This window comes from Streptomyces sp. B1866 (assembly GCF_031932565.1).
GTDB lineage: Bacteria > Actinomycetota > Actinomycetes > Streptomycetales > Streptomycetaceae > Streptomyces.
Map to the genome: position 1 here is coordinate 1 of NZ_JAVSCF010000004.1, position 17,347 is coordinate 17,347.

The 17,347-nt window shown below is 72.2% G+C and carries 16 protein-coding genes and 1 CRISPR repeat array; of the genes, 8 read left to right on the forward strand and 8 right to left on the reverse strand.

What is annotated here, in order from left to right:
* From RKE29_RS01210 to RKE29_RS01245, 8 genes are all read left to right on the forward strand, one after another.
* Window positions 1–293 (forward strand): transcriptional regulator (locus tag RKE29_RS01210; RefSeq protein WP_312003067.1); only part of this gene is annotated, 293 nt, incomplete at its 5' end.
* Window positions 294–295: 2 nt separating this feature from the next.
* Window positions 296–1,381, forward strand: a complete 1,086-nt coding sequence (locus RKE29_RS01215; RefSeq protein WP_312003069.1) for a hypothetical protein — start codon at window positions 296–298, stop codon at window positions 1,379–1,381.
* Window positions 1,381–2,082 carry an ATP-binding protein gene (locus tag RKE29_RS01220; protein ID WP_312003070.1) on the forward strand — a complete coding sequence of 234 codons (702 nt, stop codon included), beginning with the start codon at window positions 1,381–1,383 and terminating at the stop codon, window positions 2,080–2,082. Before RKE29_RS01215 ends, RKE29_RS01220 begins: the two co-directional genes overlap by 1 nt.
* Window positions 2,083–2,213: 131 nt before the next feature.
* Complete coding sequence (locus tag RKE29_RS01225; protein ID WP_312003071.1) at window positions 2,214–2,771, forward strand: WhiB family transcriptional regulator; 558 nt, start codon at window positions 2,214–2,216, stop codon at window positions 2,769–2,771.
* Complete coding sequence (locus RKE29_RS01230; RefSeq protein ID WP_312003072.1) at window positions 2,768–3,784, forward strand: DUF2637 domain-containing protein; 1,017 nt, start codon at window positions 2,768–2,770, stop codon at window positions 3,782–3,784. Before RKE29_RS01225 ends, RKE29_RS01230 begins: the two co-directional genes overlap by 4 nt.
* Before the next feature lie 51 nt (window positions 3,785–3,835).
* Window positions 3,836–4,060 (forward strand): hypothetical protein, encoded by a 225-nt coding sequence (locus RKE29_RS01235; protein WP_312003074.1) that lies wholly within the window; start codon window positions 3,836–3,838, stop codon window positions 4,058–4,060.
* 299 nt (window positions 4,061–4,359) lie between these two features.
* Window positions 4,360–4,707: a plasmid mobilization relaxosome protein MobC gene (mobC, locus tag RKE29_RS01240; protein ID WP_312003076.1), complete on the forward strand. Its 348-nt coding sequence runs from the start codon at window positions 4,360–4,362 to the stop codon at window positions 4,705–4,707.
* Window positions 4,708–6,480, forward strand: coding sequence for a relaxase/mobilization nuclease domain-containing protein (locus RKE29_RS01245; protein WP_312003077.1), 1,773 nt, complete (start codon window positions 4,708–4,710; stop codon window positions 6,478–6,480).
* A gap of 55 nt (window positions 6,481–6,535) precedes the next feature.
* A CRISPR array of direct repeats spans window positions 6,536–8,883; the repeat unit is 28 nt; unit sequence TGCTACCCCTCGCAGGGGCGATGAGGAC.
* 126 nt (window positions 8,884–9,009) lie between these two features.
* Here RKE29_RS01245 and cas2 read toward each other — a convergent pair.
* From cas2 to RKE29_RS01285, 8 genes are all read right to left on the reverse strand, one after another.
* The gene (cas2, locus tag RKE29_RS01250) at window positions 9,010–9,273 is read right to left on the reverse strand and encodes a CRISPR-associated endonuclease Cas2 (protein WP_312003078.1); all 264 of its coding nucleotides are present in this window, start codon (window positions 9,271–9,273) and stop codon (window positions 9,010–9,012) included.
* A gap of 7 nt (window positions 9,274–9,280) precedes the next feature.
* On the reverse strand, window positions 9,281–10,261 hold the full coding sequence (gene cas1, locus RKE29_RS01255; protein ID WP_312003080.1) for a CRISPR-associated endonuclease Cas1: 981 nt from the start codon (window positions 10,259–10,261) through the stop codon (window positions 9,281–9,283).
* A 1-nt stretch (window position 10,262) separates the two neighbouring features.
* On the reverse strand, window positions 10,263–10,760 hold the full coding sequence (locus RKE29_RS01260) for a CRISPR-associated protein Cas4 (RefSeq protein WP_312003082.1): 498 nt from the start codon (window positions 10,758–10,760) through the stop codon (window positions 10,263–10,265).
* Window positions 10,761–10,764: 4 nt separating this feature from the next.
* Window positions 10,765–13,179 (reverse strand): CRISPR-associated helicase Cas3', encoded by a 2,415-nt coding sequence (cas3, locus tag RKE29_RS01265; protein WP_312003084.1) that lies wholly within the window; start codon window positions 13,177–13,179, stop codon window positions 10,765–10,767.
* Between the two features lie 64 nt (window positions 13,180–13,243).
* On the reverse strand, window positions 13,244–13,918 hold the full coding sequence (gene cas5 / locus RKE29_RS01270; protein WP_312003086.1) for a CRISPR-associated protein Cas5: 675 nt from the start codon (window positions 13,916–13,918) through the stop codon (window positions 13,244–13,246).
* Complete coding sequence (gene cas7i / locus RKE29_RS01275; RefSeq protein WP_312003088.1) at window positions 13,915–14,940, reverse strand: type I-B CRISPR-associated protein Cas7/Cst2/DevR; 1,026 nt, start codon at window positions 14,938–14,940, stop codon at window positions 13,915–13,917. Before cas7i ends, cas5 begins: the two co-directional genes overlap by 4 nt.
* The gene (locus tag RKE29_RS01280) at window positions 14,937–16,415 is read right to left on the reverse strand and encodes a hypothetical protein (RefSeq protein WP_312003089.1); all 1,479 of its coding nucleotides are present in this window, start codon (window positions 16,413–16,415) and stop codon (window positions 14,937–14,939) included. Before RKE29_RS01280 ends, cas7i begins: the two co-directional genes overlap by 4 nt.
* The gene (locus tag RKE29_RS01285) at window positions 16,412–17,140 is read right to left on the reverse strand and encodes a CRISPR-associated endoribonuclease Cas6 (protein WP_312003090.1); all 729 of its coding nucleotides are present in this window, start codon (window positions 17,138–17,140) and stop codon (window positions 16,412–16,414) included. Before RKE29_RS01285 ends, RKE29_RS01280 begins: the two co-directional genes overlap by 4 nt.
* Window positions 17,141–17,347: the final 207 nt, after the last annotated feature.

The window sequence follows — 17,347 nt, forward strand, 5'->3', positions numbered from 1 at the left end:
GATCACGATCTACAGCTGGAGTACTAGCCTGCCTGCTGGTCGGCATGGTCCCCGGGGCCGCCACCTTCCGGGTCACCCCGTGCGACCCCGCCAGGACCTGGCCGTACCCCCACGCCCGCGCCTACGACACGGCCGGTCGGCCGGTACCGCTGAACCGCGCCCAGGCGCTCACCGTCGCCCGCTGGATCCTGCGGGCCCACCCCGAGGCCGCACGGGGCGAGGCGTACGACTTCGACCTCGCCACCGCCCGCCTGCACCGCGCGGCCTCGACCGCCGCGGGCCGGGGGCGCTGACCGTGGCCAGAATCCGCACCATCAAGCCGGAGGCGTTCCACTCCGAGTCGCTTGCCGAGGTGAGCGTGCACGCCGAGCGCACATTCCTCGGCCTGCTGACCCAGGCCGACGACCAGGGGCGCTTCCGCGACAACGCGGCGATCATCAACGGCCTGCTGTGGCCGCTGCGCGCCGAGCACACCGCCGTCCACGCCGAGGACGACCTCCAGCAGCTCGCCGACGCCGGGCTGATCTGCCGCTACACCGGCTGCGACGGCCGCCGCTACCTCCACGTCGTCACCTGGCACGAGCACCAAAAGATCGACAAGCCCTCGCAGTCCCGGCTGCCCGCCTGCCCGGCCCACCACCACGCCACCGATCGGTGCGGCCCGTGCAAGGGTCCCTGCACCGTCACCCCGCCCCAGCTTCGCGAGGACTCCGCCCTTCCGGCCGGAGCCCACCCCGAGGGTGCGCCCACCTCGGCCCGAGGGTTCGGGGAGGGTTCGGCGAACCCTCCCCGAACCCTCGACCGGCCCGCCCCGGCGCCCGTACCGCCCGCTCCGAAGCAGCCCGAGCGAGCCGACGGCCGTATCGACGGCAGCGCCGAGCGCTCCGGAGGCCCGGGGAGGGCTGCCGCGCCCTCTACGCCGACGGATCACGAATCCGCAGGTCGCAGCACATCTCGCGAGACTCCCGGGAACCTTCCCCGAAGCCTCGGGGAGCCCTCGGCGCCTGGATCTAGGATCTTGGATCCTGGATCTGTTAATCCTTCGGGGCGCGAAGCGCCCGCACCGTCACCATCGGCGCGAGCCTTGATCGGCGAGTATGCCGCCGCGTGTGCGACCCGCCCGCCGGAGAAGGTCCTCGGCCACCTCGGGCGGGAGGTGCGGAACCTGCTGGACGAGGGCATCGACCCGCGCCACGTCCGGGCCGGGCTGGAGCGCTTCCGGGCCAAGCCGATGCACCCCTCGGTGCTGGCGAGCCTGGTGAACGAGGCGATGAACGCCCACGGCGGTCGCTTGGTGCGGCCGGAAATCCGGCCTACCGTGCCCGGACACACGGCCTGGACCAACCACGCCGACGCCGCCGCCTACACCGAGGAGCTGTGATGCGCGACCGCCACCACGATCCCCGGTGCCTCGGCGGCGAGGGCACCATGGCCCGCATCGCCCGCATCCTGGCCGCCCGCGCCATCGACCCGGCCACCGTGCCGGTCAGCGATGCCCCGGAGCCGATCGCCGCCCTGGAAGCGGCCGAGGCCCGCATCCCGGCCCGCTACCGCAGCGCGGTCGCCGACCACCCGAAGGCCCAAGACTGGGTACGCGCCGTCGCCGCGCAGGCTGCCGCGCCGTCCAAGGGCGCCCGGCGGCAGGTGCGCACCGGGCCCTCGCTGTTGCTGGTCGGCGGCACGGGCACGGGCAAGACCCACCTTGCCTACGGCGCGCTGCGCAGCCTGGTCGGCGCGGGAGTCGGCGTGCGCTGGCACGCCACCACCGCAGCCGACCTCTACGCCGACCTGCGCCCGCGCGCCGGGGTGGACACCGAGCAGGACCTGCGGGCGGTGGCCCGCATCCCGCTGCTGATCCTGGACGACCTCGGGGCGGCCAAGACGTCGGAGTGGACCGAGGAGATCACCTACCGGCTGGTCAACCACCGGTACAACGAGCTGCTGCCGACCCTGATCACCACCAACCTCCCCATCCGCGACCTGCGGCAGACGGTCGGGGACCGGGTCGCCTCCCGGCTGGCGGAGATGACCGAGCGCGTGGTGCTCACCGGCGCCGACCGCAGACGCGGCACCACCACCTGACACCCGACGCCTCGCGTGGCGCCGACATCCCCGCGCCACCTCCGCCGCCCCGGCGACGCCTCCCCGACCACGTACGCCCCCTTCACCGCCGCCCCGCCGCGGGGTGAAGGGTCGATCGGAGACACCCGCGCATGCCCGACACCGCGACGCCCCCTGCCCGCCGCCCCCGGACCCTGGGCGACCACACCTGGCAGGACCACGCCGCCTGCCGCTCCACCGAGTACCACACCGTCGACCCCGAGCTGTTCTTCCCCCAGCCCGACGACCTCGACACGATCGCCGCCGCCAAGGCGCTGTGCGCCCAGTGCACCGTCCGCGACACCTGCCTGGACGCCGCTCTGGAGAACCTCGACCGCCACGGCATCCGCGGCGGCCTGACCGAGGAGGAACGCCGCGCCCGACACGCCACGTTCCAGCGCCGCCTGGACCGCGCCCGGGTCGACGCCGTACTCGCCGGACGCGATGTCTACCTCACCGAACGGGAACGCGAGGCCGTCGCCCTGGCCGCCTACCGCCAGGGCATGCCCGCCCGGAACCTGGCGCGGCTGCTGAAGGTCAGCCGGGAGCACGCCGAGAAGCTCTACCGGCGCACCCGCCGCCGCCTGCGCGACCGCACCCTGACCACCACCGGCCCCCAGCAGAAGAAGCAGGCCGTACGGTCCCGGGCGAACCTCGGGGAGGCGGCGTGACCACGACCGCGCCCGCACCGGCGCGCATCACCGGCTGGGACCGCGCCACGGTCGTCGCCCTGGGCGCGGCAGCCTCCGCGCTGTCGTACGCCGCCCTCCAGCAGGTCGCCGCCGCCATCCACGTCCGGGGCCTGCTCACCTACCTCTTCCCCCTGGTCATCGACGGATTCATCGCCTACGGGGTCCGCGCCCTGGTCGTCCTGCGCACCGCCCGCTTCGGACCACGGCTGTACGTGTGGACCCTGTTCGGCACCGCGACCGCCGTCAGCGTCTGGGCCAACGCCCTGCATGCCGTACGTATAAACCAGCAACACGCCGCCACCGGAAGCCTCCGGCTGGGAAGCAGCACGGTCGGCATCCTGTCCACCGTCGCCCCGCTCGCCCTCGCCGGAGCGGTCCACCTCTACATCCTCATCGCCCGCCACGCCTCCGAAGACGCCACCGACGGCAACCGCGCCGGGGACCTCCGGTGCGCACGCGCGGCGGCGCACGCACCCGCGGACACCACCGACCTCAGCTCAACCGACCCCGGACACCGCTTCGTCGCCCTGTCCCGGACACCCGGGCCCGCCGACGGCCACGCGCCGGTCACCGGGGACAAGCCCGGTCGCTCCCCCAGAACCCAGACCGGCCCGAGAACCACCGACCACGCTCCCTCCCCGGTCCCCGGCACGGAACAGCAGGAGGAGCGGCAACCGACCCGTGATCTGCGCGCAAGCGACACCGAGGGGACGCTCGGCGACGGACCCCCGTCCGGTGGCCGGTCGGAGATGCCCGCTCCGGTCACCTGTCCGAGGACGCTGACCGACGCTGACCGGCAGGCCGACACGATCACCGAACAGCTCCTGCCCATCGCCCGGAAGGCGGTCGCTGACACCGGCCGCACCACCCGCGCGGTGGTCGCCCAGGCCATTCGGGGACAGGGCCTGCCGCTGTCCAACGACCGGCTGACCGAGCTGATGCGCACTCTCCGGGACGACCCGGGACAACCGACCGGTCACCACACAGCCTGACAGCCCGCCTTCCACCTCACGTTCGTCCCTCAGCGACAGGAGACGCCCCCCATGCGCACCATCCCCGCCACCGCCGCCGAAGCCGACGCCTGGCTGACTGTCCTGCACACCCGAGGCCACCTGCACCGCCTCCACACCGGACCCGACGGTGCGTGGACCGTGCACCGCACGCCCGACTCCCCGCCCTGGACCCTGCACGACCCGGTCCTCGCGATGGACTACGTCGCCGCCATCCTGCGCGACGTCCGCCGCCGCAGCACGCCGGCCAGCCGATGACGACCGCCGACACGGCGGGCACCCCTTCCCCAGGGGAGCCGCAGGCTCCCACGGCCACCGGCCGAGCAAGCTGTTGCCGTGGATATCCCAACGGGGAATCCACGGCGCCCGCCCCAGCCCCGGGCAGCGAGGACGGGCCGGTTGCCTCCCGAGCGAGGGCGCACGGGAGGCAACCGGACCTGCGGCACCAGGGGGCGCCACAGGAGGAGGAACGACGAGCCGACCGCACCGCCGCGGCGAGTCCGCTGCCCGAGCGCCGCCCGCGCCGCCGCGCCTACCAGCCCTCCCACCGCGAAGACGTGATCGCCGTCCGCTTCACCACCGAAGAGAAAACCGAGATCATCACCGCCGCCGCCCACCGGCACCTGTACGCCTCCGGCTTCCTCGCCACCGCCGGCCTCGCCGTCGCCCGCGGCTCCGCCACACCCCTGGACACCGACGACCGCCTCGACGCCGCCATTGACGAGCTGGCCGCCCTGCGCGCGCAGATCTCCCGCGTCGGCAACAACATCAACCAGATCGCCTACGTCTACAACACCGGCGGCCAGCCCCGCCCCGGCCACCTCGACCACGCCCTCACGATCCTCGTGCACACCCTCGCCCAGGTCGACGCCGCCGCCCACGACCTCACGCGCCAGCGCACGTAGATGGTCCCCGATATCAGCCGGGGATCGCGCACGTACGGGCTGCTGGCCTACCTGTACGGGCCCGGCAAGCGCGACGAGCACACCGACCCGCACCAGGTCGCCTCCTTCGACGGCTTCGCCCCCGACCCCGGCCGCAACCCCCACGCCACCCTCACCGACCTCACCCGCGTCCTGGACCTGCGCGTCAACCAGCTCGGCCACCGCGCACCCAAGGAACACGTCTGGCACTGCTCGGTCCGCACCGCCCCCGGCGACCGCCACCTCACCGACGCCGAATGGGGACAGATCGCCCGCCGCATCGTCCACGCCACCGGCATCGCCGAAGACGGAGACCCCGACGGATGCCGGTGGGTGGCCGTACGCCACGCCGACGACCACATCCACATCGTTGCCACCACCGTCCGAGGCGACCTGCGCCAACCCCGCAACTCCTACGACTTCACACGCTCCCAGGCCGAATGCCGCCGCATCGAAAAGGAACTCGGCCTGCGCCAACTCAACCCCGGCGACGGCACCGCCGCCCCCAACCCCACCAGCGCCGAACGCTTCAAAGCCGAACGCACCGGCCGCGACCGCACCCCGCGCGAAATCCTGCGCGAGACCGTCCGCCAAGCCGTCGCCGGAGCCGCCGACGAAACCGAGTTCTTCACCCGCCTCACCCAGGCCGGACTACGCGTCAACAAGCGCATCGCCCCCTCCGGCGACACCCTCGGCTACACCGTCGCCCTCCCCGGCGACCGCAACCGCGACGGACAGCCCATCTGGTTCCCCGGCTCCAAACTCGCCCCCGACCTCTCCCTGCCGAAGATCCGCAAACGCCTCGCCGCCGGACCCATCGACCACAACGAGGAGCCCGACGCCACCAGCGCCCCCGGCCCGCACCGCCCGCCCGCACAGCGGTCGAAGCCCGCGCAGACACGCCGCCGAGCCGCCCTCGCCGCCGAACGCGCCACCACCGCCCTCGAAGAAGACGACGACGAAGACGCCGCCGCCCAACTCCTCGGCGCAGGCGAACTCCTCGACGCCCTCGCCGCCACCTCAGCCCCCCACACCCGTACCCACCTCCGCGAAGCCGCCCGCGCCTTCGAGCGCGCCACCCGCTCCCACATCCGCGCCGAACACGCCGACAACCGCGCAGCACGCGCCGCCGCCCGCAGCATCCTCCGCGCCGGCGGAGCCCTCGGCCGAGGCGAAGACGGCGCCACCACCGCCATGGTCCTGTCCACCCTCGTCCTCCTGGCCGTCGCCGCCGCCCGCTGGCACTCCGCCCGCGGCCACGCCCAGCAAGCCGCCGCCTCCGCCCAAGCCGCCCACCACCTCCGCGCCGCCTACCGCCAGGCAGCCGCCGCACCCCTGGCCACCCTGATCGACCACGGCCGCGCCCTGCCCGAGCCCGAACGCGGCAAGCACCAGGCGACCATCCGAGCCGCCCTGCCGGACCATCTCCTGCCACCCGGCACCGACCCGAACCACGAGGCCCTGACCGCCACCCTTGCCCAAGCCGAACGAGCAGGCCACCACCCGGAGACACTCCTACGCCAGGCCATCGCAATGCGCGAACTGGACACCGCCGAGGACATCGACGGAGTCCTGGTATGGCGTCTACGCCGCCTCGCCCACCTCCCGGCCCACCCCAGCGGAGCCCCGCGACGCTTCCAGCCGAGCACCAGCCGCTCCGCCACCCCGACTCTCTCGACCGGTATTCGGCCTGCGCCAACGACAACCGGGCGCGCTGAACCTCCTGACCGGCACAATCGACCACCGCGCCGCTGACAAGCAGCCAGTGAGGACCGTTCAGGCGACCGGGCCGAACAGGCACGGCGTGGGTTGCTACCCCTCGCAGGGGCGATGAGGACCGGTGGGAGGGCCTGGCCGACTACCGGCCGCGCGAGCAGTTGCTACCCCTCGCAGGGGCGATGAGGACCCGGGAGGCGGTGGGGAACTGGGAGACCGGGAAGACGTTGCTACCCCTCGCAGGGGCGCTGAGGACCCGGCCCGCCCGCGCCTGCCCGGTTCGCCGCATCGGGTGCTACCCCTCGCAGGGGCGCTGAGGACCCGGCCCGCCCGCGCCTGCCCGGTTCGCCGCATCGGGTGCTACCCCTCGCAGGGGCGCTGAGGACCCGGCCCGCCCGCGCCTGCCCGGTTCGCCGCATCGGGTGCTACCCCTCGCAGGGGCGAGGAGGACCCGGGAGGGGGTGGGGAACTGGGAGACCGGGAAGACGTTGCTACCCCTCGCAGGGGCGATGAGGACGCCGCCGGTGACGGCCGCGCGTGGCTGCTGGTGATGTTGCTACCCCTCGCAGGGGCGATGAGGACCCGGGCGTCCCGGAGCACGGCCAGGGTGCTGGTCCGGAGTTGCTACCTCTCGCAGGGGCGATGAGGACTCCGCCATCGCGGCCTCGTCCACGACCAGGACGTGTTGCTACCCCTCGCAGGGGCGATGAGGACGTGCCCTACCAGCAGGGCGTAGCCGCGGTCGGGGTGTTGCTACCCCTCGCAGGGGCGATGAGGACAGCGGGGCGATGCGCTCAGCCCACAGCGTCTTGGCGTGTTGCTACCCCTCGCAGGGGCGATGAGGACCGGCTATACCCGCGACGGCGAAGTCGAGGAGCTGGTGTTGCTACCCCTCGCAGGGGCGATGAGGAGAGCGGGGCGATGCGCGCAGCCCACAGCGTCTTGGCGTGTGGCTACCCCTCGCAGGGGCGGTGAGGACCCGGGCGTCCCGGAGCGCGGCCAGGGTGCGGGTCCGGAGTTGCTACCTCTCGCAGGGGCGATGAGGAGAGCGGGGCGATGCGCGCAGCCCACAGCGTCTTGGCGTGTGGCTACCCCTCGCAGGGGCGGTGAGGACCCGGGCGTCCCGGAGCGCGGCCAGGGTGCGGGTCCGGAGTTGCTACCTCTCGCAGGGGCGATGAGGACCCGCTACCTGCGGGAGATCTGCGGTCAGACGCTACGGTTGCTACCCCTCGCAGGGGCGATGAGGACGCACATCGGCGGCTCGCAGCCCCAGGCAGAGCCCGCGTTGCTACCCCTCGCAGGGGCGATGAGGACGATGCCGATGGAGGCGTACTTGCCGTCCAGCACCCGCGTTGCTACCCCTCGCAGGGGCGATGAGGACCAGAACCGTCCTGAGAGGGAATTCCGGCGCGTCGGCGTTGCTACCCCTCGCAGGGGCGATGAGGACACCGATGCGCACACGCACCCTGAGCGAACTGACCGCGTTGCTACCCCTCGCAGGGGCGATGAGGACCCCGGTCGGCCAGGCCGGCGGCCAGGATTTCCACGCGTTGCTACCCCTCGCAGGGGCGATGAGGACACCGATGCGCACACGCACCCTGAGCGAACTGACCGCGTTGCTACCCCTCGCAGGGGCGATGAGGACCCCGGTCGGCCAGGCCGGCGGCCAGGATTTCCACGCGTTGCTACCCCTCGCAGGGGCGATGAGGACTTCAGGATGCGGCGGATCGCGGCGTTCTGGTGCGGCGTTGCTACCCCTCGCAGGGGCGATGAGGACTGTCCGCCAGGCGCAGCATGAGCCGCGCGTCCGTAGGTTGCTACCCCTCGCAGGGGCGATGAGGACTCGACGCGCGCACCGGTGAAACGGTGCATACCTTGTTGCTACCCCTCGCAGGGGCGATGAGGACTGCACGACGTCGCGCCGGGTGCAGGGCCCGAGGAGCGGTTGCTACCCCTCGCAGGGGCGATGAGGACCCTGGCGTGGGCCGCGCGGGAGCTGGAGCTGCCCGTGTTGCTACCCCTCGCAGGGGCGATGAGGACCTGCAAGGGGGAGAAGTGCCGGTGGGAGTGGGACTAGTTGCTACCCCTCGCAGGGGCGATGAGGACCGCAGGTCTTCGCCCTGGCCAAGGACCTGGCCAAGCTGTTGCTACCCCTCGCAGGGGCGATGAGGACGCAGTGGATGGAGCGGGAGGCGGATCTCTTCTTCGCGTTGCTACCCCTCGCAGGGGCGATGAGGACCCGAGGATCATGGACACGCCGCCCATGCCCGCGCTGCGTTGCTACCCCTCGCAGGGGCGATGAGGACGCCGTGGTCGCCGGGAACGTGATCTATCCCGCGTTCACGTTGCTACCCCTCGCAGGGGCGATGAGGACGCCGTGGTCGCCGGGAACGTGATCTATCCCGCGTTCACGTTGCTACCCCTCGCAGGGGCGATGCCCACGGTAAAGCCGCAGGTCGTCGGCAGTCCTGGACGAGCGTCGAGGCTTGATTCTTCAGCGACCCTCCGGTCGTGCGGCCGGGCCCGGCGTGGCGCTGAAATGGGCGGGCTGCGGCTGCGACGAGGGGGCTACAGGACATCCGTCGGGGCGGGTTCGGTGGCGCCCCAGGCGTGGCGGATTGGGGTGGTGCCCGGGGGGAAGGTGTAGACGATGACGTTGTCGTAGCTGAGGTCGAGCAGGGTTTCGACGTCGGCCTGGAAGCGGCGGAGTTGGGCCTGGCTGAGTTGGCCTTCGAAGACGCTGCGTTGCACGTGGTGGAGGTATTTGCGGCAGGTGCGCAGGATGCGGGGGTTGCGTTCGGCGGCGGTGTCGTAGACGACGATGACGTGCACGGGTCGGTTACCACCAGATGCGGAAGGGCTTGTACGGGGTGCCTTCGAGGCAGTGGCGGGTGAGGGCCAGGGCGTCGAGGTAGAGGAGTTCGTCGTAGGCGACGGGGCGGCCGAGGCTGCGGTGGGCGACGGTTACGGCGAATTCGTCGCGGACGGTCTGGACGACGAGTTTGCGTCCGGTGTCGCTGAGCATGGCCTGGTTGGTGTCGCGGTCGAAGTGGTGTTCTTTGAGCTGGCCGCGCTTGGCCATGCGTAGGAGGAGTCGTTCGGCGAACAGGGGTTTGAACGCTTCGGAGAGGTCGAGGACCAGTGAGTGGCGCTGGCGTTCCATGCTGCTGTGGAGGAAGGCGATGCCGGTGTGGAGGGGGGTCAGGCGCAGGGCGGTGAGGACGCGGGCGTAGACGATTCCGTTGACGTAGCTGATGAAGGCGTTTCCGGCGTTTTTGGGCGGTCGGCGGCTGCGGCCGTCGAGTTGGAGCCAGTCGGGGAGGTGGGTGTCCAGGACTTCCCAGGCGGAGCGGCGGAAGGTGCCTTCGATGCCCATGAGGTGGGCGGGGGTTTCGGCGGTTTCGAGAGCGTCCTGGAGGACGGTGTACGGGCGGGTGAGGAGTTTGCGGTCTACGACGCGCCGTACGTTGAAGGCGGTGGCGTCCACGATGGCGCGTGCGATGGCGAGGGCGGATTCGGGTTGCTGGGCGATGCGGGCCTGGGCGAGGACCGTGCTGCCGGAGGTGCTGGTGTCGGAGGTGAGGAGTGAGCCGGCGTAGTCGCCGTAGTAGCTGAGCAGGTGGACGTTGATGCGGTGGCGGTTGAGGAGCGAGACGACGGCCGTGTTGATGTCGACCTCGGCGCAGGCGACGATGTCGCGGACGTCGGTGACGGGGATGTGGACGTTGGGTGCGGTTTCGCGCTCGATGACCAGGGACTGGTCTTTGCGGCGGATGCGGCTGGGGCTGGTGAGCCAGTAGGTGCGGGTGGCGGCGGGCACGTCATTCCGTCCAGCAGTAGTCGGTGTAGCTGCATCCGCGGCATCGGCTGCGGGGCAGTCGGTCGGGCGAGGCGGGGGCCTGGGCGACGGCGAGGACGGTGGCGATGTCGGTTTCCGCCTGGCGGGCGGCGTCGTCGGTGTAGGGGTGGCGCTGGGTGCGGCGGGTTTTGGGGTAGTGGAGGATGGCGCCTTGGACGTCGACGCCGAGTCGGCGTAGCCGGTGGCAGTAGTGGCGGCCTTGGGCGGCGTCGGCTTCGCTGGGGCGGGTGGCCGACTTCACCTCGTGCACCCATCGCTGCCCGTCAACGAAGTCGATCTGCGCCGCTCCCAGGTCGACCGGGCTGTTGCGGGTGTAGCTGGTGTCGTGGACGGCCTCGCCGAACTGGACGGTGGCGCTGAGGTGTTCGGGTCGGATGCCGCGCAGGTAGAGCCACAGCTGGCGGTGGCAGTGGTAGAGGTACTTGACGTGCACGCCGCCGACGTCGTCTTCGCTGATCACAGGGTTACAGGACCTCTCCGGGCTGGTAGACCTGCTGGGGCAGGCCGCGGACGGCGGTCAGGCCGTATTCGGGGGTGTAGTCGCCGTCGATGACCCGGATGCGGAGCCGACGGTCGTAGGTGGTGAGCGCTCCGGCCCAGTGGGGCATGGGGATGAGGTGTTCGTCGGCGAGCAGGCGTCCGGCCCGGCCGGGTGCCTGTGCGAGCGCGTCCTCGTAGGTGCCGCGGTCTTCGGCGAGGATCGCCTCGGTGCCCTCGAACATCTCATCGAAGGTCTCCGCGAGCGGGGCCCGGTCGTCGAAGGGGTCGTCGAAGGTGAGGAAGGCTCGGATGAAGTCCTCTTGGAACCGGGTCACCTCCTGCTGCCAGTGCTCTCCCCAGTCCCCGCTGTAGACGGTGTTCAGCCAGTCGGTGGCGTCGTCCTCGTCCAGCGTCCGGCCGTCGTGCGCGGTCAGGATGTCCCAGCCGGCTTCGACCGGCGCGCGGTCGTAGATGCCGTCGGCGTACTCACCGCTGTGGCCGCGTCGGGTGGTCCACACGGGCCGGTGGACGATGACGTCGGTCGGCGGTCGGGCGGCGACGCGGTTGACGCGGCCGAAGCGCTGCAGCAGCGACTCCAGGGGCGCGGCGGCGGTGAACAGCACGTCGAAGTCCACGTCCAACGAGACTTCGACCACCTGGGTGGCGACCAGCAGGCCGGGGCGGCGGGTTTTCCTGGTGCCGTACCGTTCGGTGATCCGGCTTTCGATGCCTGTCCGGTCGCCGCGTTTGAAGCGGGAGTGCAGCAGAAGGGCGGCGTCGGGGCCGTGCCGCTCCCGGACGGCGGGGGCGAGGGTGTCGTAGAGCGCGATGGCGTGGGCGACGTTGTTGGCCACGACGAGTACGGACTCGTCGCGTGCCAGGCGTCGCTCGATCTCTGCTGCCGCCTCGGGGTCGGTCAGGTGGTGGTCGCGGGTGCGCAGCCGGTGCCGAGCGGCTGTGACGGGTGCCTTCTGCTCCAGCGGCCGTACGTGCAGGTGCTCGGCGAGGAGTGCCGAGAGTCGGTCCGAGAGGGTCGCGGACAGCACGGCGACCCGGCCGCCGAGCCGCTGCCACAGGCGGGCCGTGGCGATGAGGTAGCCGAGGCGGCGTGGGTCGAAGGCGTGCAGCTCGTCCAGGATGAAGACGGAGTTGGCGGCGTCCAGCAGGATTCCCGAGTGCGCCGGGCCGGCGAGTGCCGCGCGCAGGAGCTGGTAGGGGGTGCCGACGCGCAGCGTCTCGTGGAACATGCGGGTGGCCGCGGCGCGCGAGACGGCCTTTGCGGCGGCGTCCGCCCGGCAGGGCTCGTCGTCCGCGTCGGATGCCTGACCGGTGTCCGCGTCCTCGGGGGCGATGGCCCGGGCGAGGTGGTAGGAGGCGGCACGCGAGTGGGCCACGCCGACCGCGTCGCGGTCGCCCAGCAGGGCGCCGAGGCGGTCGGCCATGGCGTTGATGGACGCCAGGTAGGGCAGGACGTAGAAGACGCGAGGCACGCCGCCGGTCCGCTCGGCGATGTCGGCGACCTGGGTGGCCGCCCACAGCAGGGCCGCCTCCGTCTTGCCGCTGCCGGTCGGGGCGCGCAGTAGCAGGTCCCCGGTGATCTCCGCGGCGGCCCGCTGGTGGGAGCGCAGGGCAGCGGAACCGCCGCCCAGGTGCCTCTCCAGCCGGGGCCGGAATGCGGCGTCGAGGGGCTGGGCGGGGCGCAGGTGGCGGTGGGCGGAGGACAGGTGGTCGGCCATGGTCACCCCGCCTTGCAGGAGCACCGCCGCCAGGCCGTCGTCCGGCTCCGCGCCGCCCGTCCAGCGGGCCAGGAGGTCGGTCAGCAGCCGGTGGGACGTCTCCACCAGGGGCTGGAGCGCGTGGCCGTCGGCGGGCAGGGGAGCGAGGGGGAGGCTGTCGGCGGCGGCGGTGGACCGCAGCCAGTCCAGCAGTGCTGCGACAGCGGTTTCGGAGGCGGTGCCGAAGCGGTCGTTCAGTTCGTCCTGGTCGGCGTAGGCGTAGAGCGTCTCCAGGTCCTCTGCCTTCTCGCCGGTGAGGGCCCGGTGGTGGGTGGCCACCCCGGTCGCGACCCAGGGCAGCAGGTCAGGGGGGATGAGGCGGGGCAGGAAGCCCAGGGAGAGGACCTCGTGCCGCTCGCCCCAGCGGCGCGTGCGGCCGGCCACCATGTCCTGGAAGCCGTCAGCGACTTTCCCCGCGTCGTGCGCCAGCCCGGCCAGCGCCACCGCCTCCCAGAAGCGACGGTCGATCGCCGCGTCGGCCACTTCGATCCGGCCGACCCTCCGCCGTACCTCCCGGGCCGCTCGCAAGGTGGCCTCCAGGTGCACGGTCAGACGCTCCGGCGTCCCAGCCCGGCCTCGCGAGACGCCGGCACTCTTGGCGAGCAGCGCGGACAGCGGATCCAAGGGTGCTCTCCTCAACGGTCGGTGCAGCGGCAGGTGGCGATCGGCAGCCGGGACGACGGCGGCGTCAGGCCGGGGCGCGGACGACGGTGTCCGGGTGCGGTGAGGGCAGCCGCACCAGGGCCTGGCCCTCAGCGGTGGACCGGCTCCCGGGCACGGGCACGGCCGTGCGGCCGGTCGCGTCGAAGCGGTACGTGCCCCACCGGGTGGCGGCGCGGTCGAGGGCCACCGCCGTCGGAAGCCGCAGCAGCGTCCCCGCCGCGGCCGCGTCCGGCACCACCGCCGAACGCTGCGCACCGGGCTCCTCCCGTACGGCGGCCGTACGCAGGGCGAGGCCGACCAGGTCCTGGCTGCGGCCCAGCCGCAGGGGCCAACGCGGGCGGCGCAGCCGACGGCGCCACAGCTCCAGGTCCTCAAAGAGCCAGATCCGCAGGGTGGCGAAGGCCAGGAAGTCCCGGTTACGGGGCGCGGGGTCCGTCTTGCGGCCCGAGGCGTCCAGCGGGTGGTACGTCTCCAGGTCCGTGCCCCGGCCGCGCGCGTGGAACGCCATGGCGAAGGCCAGGCCGGGATCCACCTGATCCCACCCCCCGGCCGCGGCGGCGAGCAGCCCGCCGACCGTTGCGGGTGACGGGCACGGCAAGGTGACCTGCACCCCCGAGTACAGCGGGTCGCGGAAGGAGACGACCGGCGCGGTGACCGTTACCTCCAGCGCCTCAACCGACCCCGCGCTCGTACCGCTCACGCCCGTACGTCCTCGAACCAGCCGTCCCGCACGCTGCCCTCGATCTCCGTCGCGAGGTCGGTGAGGATCTTCCGCGGGTGGCCGAAGACCACCTTCTCACCCTTGATCAAGTCCTCCAGTTCGTGGCGCGCACGCTCCCGCTGGTCGCCGAGGAAGCCCGGGGCCCAGCCGAGTCGCACCGGGCCGTCCAGCTCGTCCTGCCACACCTCCAGTTCCTCCCGCAGGACGTCAGGGAGGAAGACCGGCTTGCCGTCCCGGGCGCCGACCACGCGGGTGAACGGGTTGACCCCGCCGTACATCGGTGCCAGCAGCACCAGCGCGGGCGTCCGGTCGCCGTAGTGCAGGGCCTGCTTGGCCCCGCCGCGCAGCGCGGCCAGCGTGCGCAGCAGGACCGCCACGCGGCGGCGGCGCTCCGCCATCGGAAGCACGAGCGCCGGGACGTTACGGAAGGTGACCTCCTCGGCCCCGGCAGCCAGGATCTCCTTGGCGACGGCCGGGCTCACCGCCACCCGCAGCCCGCTGCCGCCGGTCTCGAAAACGCCGACCCGGGGCAGGTCCAACAGGAGGTCACCGGCGAGCACCGCCGAGTACAGCTCGTGCTGGTGGATCACCGGGTGCTCGCCGGCCGGGAAATCGCGGCTCATCGTGCCGAAATCGAGCGCGGGACGCTGCGGCGCCACGGCCACCAGGGTGCCAGTGGCCAGCACCGTGTCCCGCTGATAGTTCTCCTTCTTCACCGCCACCATATAGCCGAACAAGTCGTCGTCCAGGAAACGGTCGGGCCGGCCGGCGGTGTACGCCTGCTGGTTCTTCCCCGCTCCGGACCGGGTGACCTCGGAGCGGGGCTCGCCGGCCGGCAGCGAGTCGCGCCACCAGCGCCGCAGCGCCTGAGCGGATACGTACGGATACCGGTCGCGGCCGACGCTCAGCGACTTCACCCGGGCGACGTTGTCCTCGCCCTCGCCGTTGTTGGGCGCTCCGGCGACCACGTCCTGCACGATCTTCCCGGCCAGAAAGGTCACTGGTCGGCCTCCTCTTCCTCAGCTTCGGTCTCGTTGCCCAGGTATTCGCGGTCGTCGGCGTCCAGCGCGGTGAGGAGTTCACCGACCGGCTCGGGCTCGGGGAGCCGCCACCCCCGCCGGGCCAGTTCCTCCAGCACGCCGACCAGCAGCAGGTTGCGGTGGAACCACCCGGGATTGTCCTCCCCGGGATCGAAGAGCAGGACGAACGCGCGCTCGGAGACCAGCGGCCCCGCCTCGCTGTCCTTGTGATCCCGCCCGGCCCAGGCCACGGCGCACCTCGTCAGCCACTGCCGGAGCCGGACCGGATTGTTCACCATGGACCGCAGGTGCTTGAGCGGCCCCGCGGACGTCGCCTCGAAGAGCAGCGTCCCGGTCTTCCGCGCGGTGGCGCGAATCTCCGCAAGATCCTTCTCATCCATCTGCATCACCTCGGTCGCGAACCTCATCAACAGGTCAGCCAGTGCGTGGGCTTCGTCGTGGTCCGGGATACGGCGCACGGACAGCCCGGTCAGGTAACGGACGCCGGTGGAGACGACCCGGGCCGGCTCGCGGAACGCATTCCGCGCCAGGCCCACCACGCCCGGAGAACTCGCCGTAGCGTGCGCCCACAGCAGCGCGGCGAACCCCCTGCGGCGGCCGGGCATCCGACTGGACTTGCGCAACCACTCCGCCAGCGGCTGCTCCAGGCTGTGGCGTTCCAGGAGCTGCCCGCGGTTGTTGTTGTTGAAGACCAGCAGTTGTAGCCCGGCGACGAGACGCTCGCCGTACGCGCGCAGGGCATGGAGAGCGACGACCTCCTTCACCTCGCTGCCCCGCTCCGCCGCCTGCCCCGTCATGGCAAGACGCTGCGATCGCCTGACGCGGCGCGCCACGGCAGCGGTGGCGAACGCGTCGTCCCAGCTGTGCAGGGCGGCCGAGGAACCCCCTGTCAACTGGCAGCCGAACGGCAACGCGTAGAAGCAGCACAGGCAGGGCCAGCACAACGCCATGCCCTCGTGGCCTCGCGGCGTCGTGTTGCGGTAGGCGTCGCTCGCCGCCAGGACGACGTCCCGCTTGCCGTAGAAGCCGACGCTCCGGCGCCCGCACAGGACGCAGCCGACGCCGGGCCAGTCGGCCGGGTCGGGCTGGCGAAGCCAGGCCCGCACGGCGGCCTGCACATCCGCATCCGACTTCGGCCGCCCCTCAGCCGTCTTGCCCTTGCGGCGGCCCGGATGGTTCATCGGAGAGTTGGGGAAGAACGACAGGCTCACCTTCTGCCAGAACCCGTCCGCGTCCTTGCTCTCCCGGACCGACGCGCTGACGGCGGCCCGGACGACCACGTCCATGGCCCGGTCAAGGTCGCCCGGTCCCAGCACCGGATCACGCTGGCCGACCAGGGCGGCAAGGGCGAACGCGCCGACGCGCTGCAAGGGGTGCGCGGTCAGGACGACCCCGGCCGCGCTCCCTTCCGCGGTCTCGGCGGCTCGCGCGGTCACGCGGCCACCCAGCCGAACCCCGCAGCATTCGCCTGGCCCAAACCCCAGCTCCACAAGGCACGCAGCGTCTCCGGCGGCCCGGACAACTCCACCTCGACCGGGGCCCCGGGCTTCGCCCCCTCACCCACCCGGAAGGACCGCTTCGGCCCGACCCAGGTCACCGCCTCCAGCTCCACGCTCGGGTCCAGCCCCAGTGTTTCCGCCTTCCGCCGCAGATTGCCCTGGAAGTACACGGGCCACTCCGGCTCCGAGGGCAGCACCCACGCCTGCCGCGTCGTCCGCACCCCCGACTCGTCCCGCCCCGACCCCTTCATCACCACCGGCGTGACCGTCCGCCAGCGCACCCGACCCGAAGCACACTCCGGCGGCTCGACCGGCGTCAACCCGGTCACCCGAAGGGCGACACCGCCCCAGTCCAGCAACTCCCGCTGCCGTAAACCGCCGGCCAGCGCCTCCACCACCTCCGGCAGCGGACTGCCGAACTCCACCGCCCCACGCCCGCCGACCGAGTACCGCCCACGCCGACGGCGCACCCCGGCGAACACCGGCGCGCCGTAACCGAACGGCGCCATCCCGTGCGGACCCACACCACCGTCGTGCACCCGCTGGCCGAGCGCCGGAGCGTAGCGGCCCATCGCGTCGTAGGCCACGCCGCGCCCGGGCGCCAACACCGCCCCCCACGGCAGTTCCGACGCCGAGGTCACAACACCCAGTCGCAGCCGCATCCCGCCTCCGAGTAGATCTTTCCTACGCGCCGTCATGCGTCATGACGACAAGTGAAGGTGAGCGTAGAGCAGGGCACTGACAACCGACCGGCGATGCGACAGAACGAGCAATCTTCGCCAGAATCGGTCAGATCCGCTCTCAAAGCGCTCCGAATCTGACCGTCGACTCTGGCCCGGACAACCGCGTAACCTGCGACCAGTCGGCAT

Bases quoted from the DNA above. Each gene is read 5' to 3' on its own strand.
- RKE29_RS01245 (WP_312003077.1), top strand. From the start codon at position 4,708: ATGGTCCCCGATATCAGCCGGGGATCGCGCACGTACGGGCTGCTGGCC.
- RKE29_RS01235 (WP_312003074.1), top strand. From the start codon at position 3,836: ATGCGCACCATCCCCGCCACCGCCGCCGAAGCCGACGCCTGGCTGACT.
- RKE29_RS01220 (WP_312003070.1), top strand. From the start codon at position 1,381: ATGCGCGACCGCCACCACGATCCCCGGTGCCTCGGCGGCGAGGGCACC.
- RKE29_RS01225 (WP_312003071.1), top strand. From the start codon at position 2,214: ATGCCCGACACCGCGACGCCCCCTGCCCGCCGCCCCCGGACCCTGGGC.
- RKE29_RS01285 (WP_312003090.1), bottom strand. From the start codon at position 17,140: ATGCGGCTGCGACTGGGTGTTGTGACCTCGGCGTCGGAACTGCCGTGG.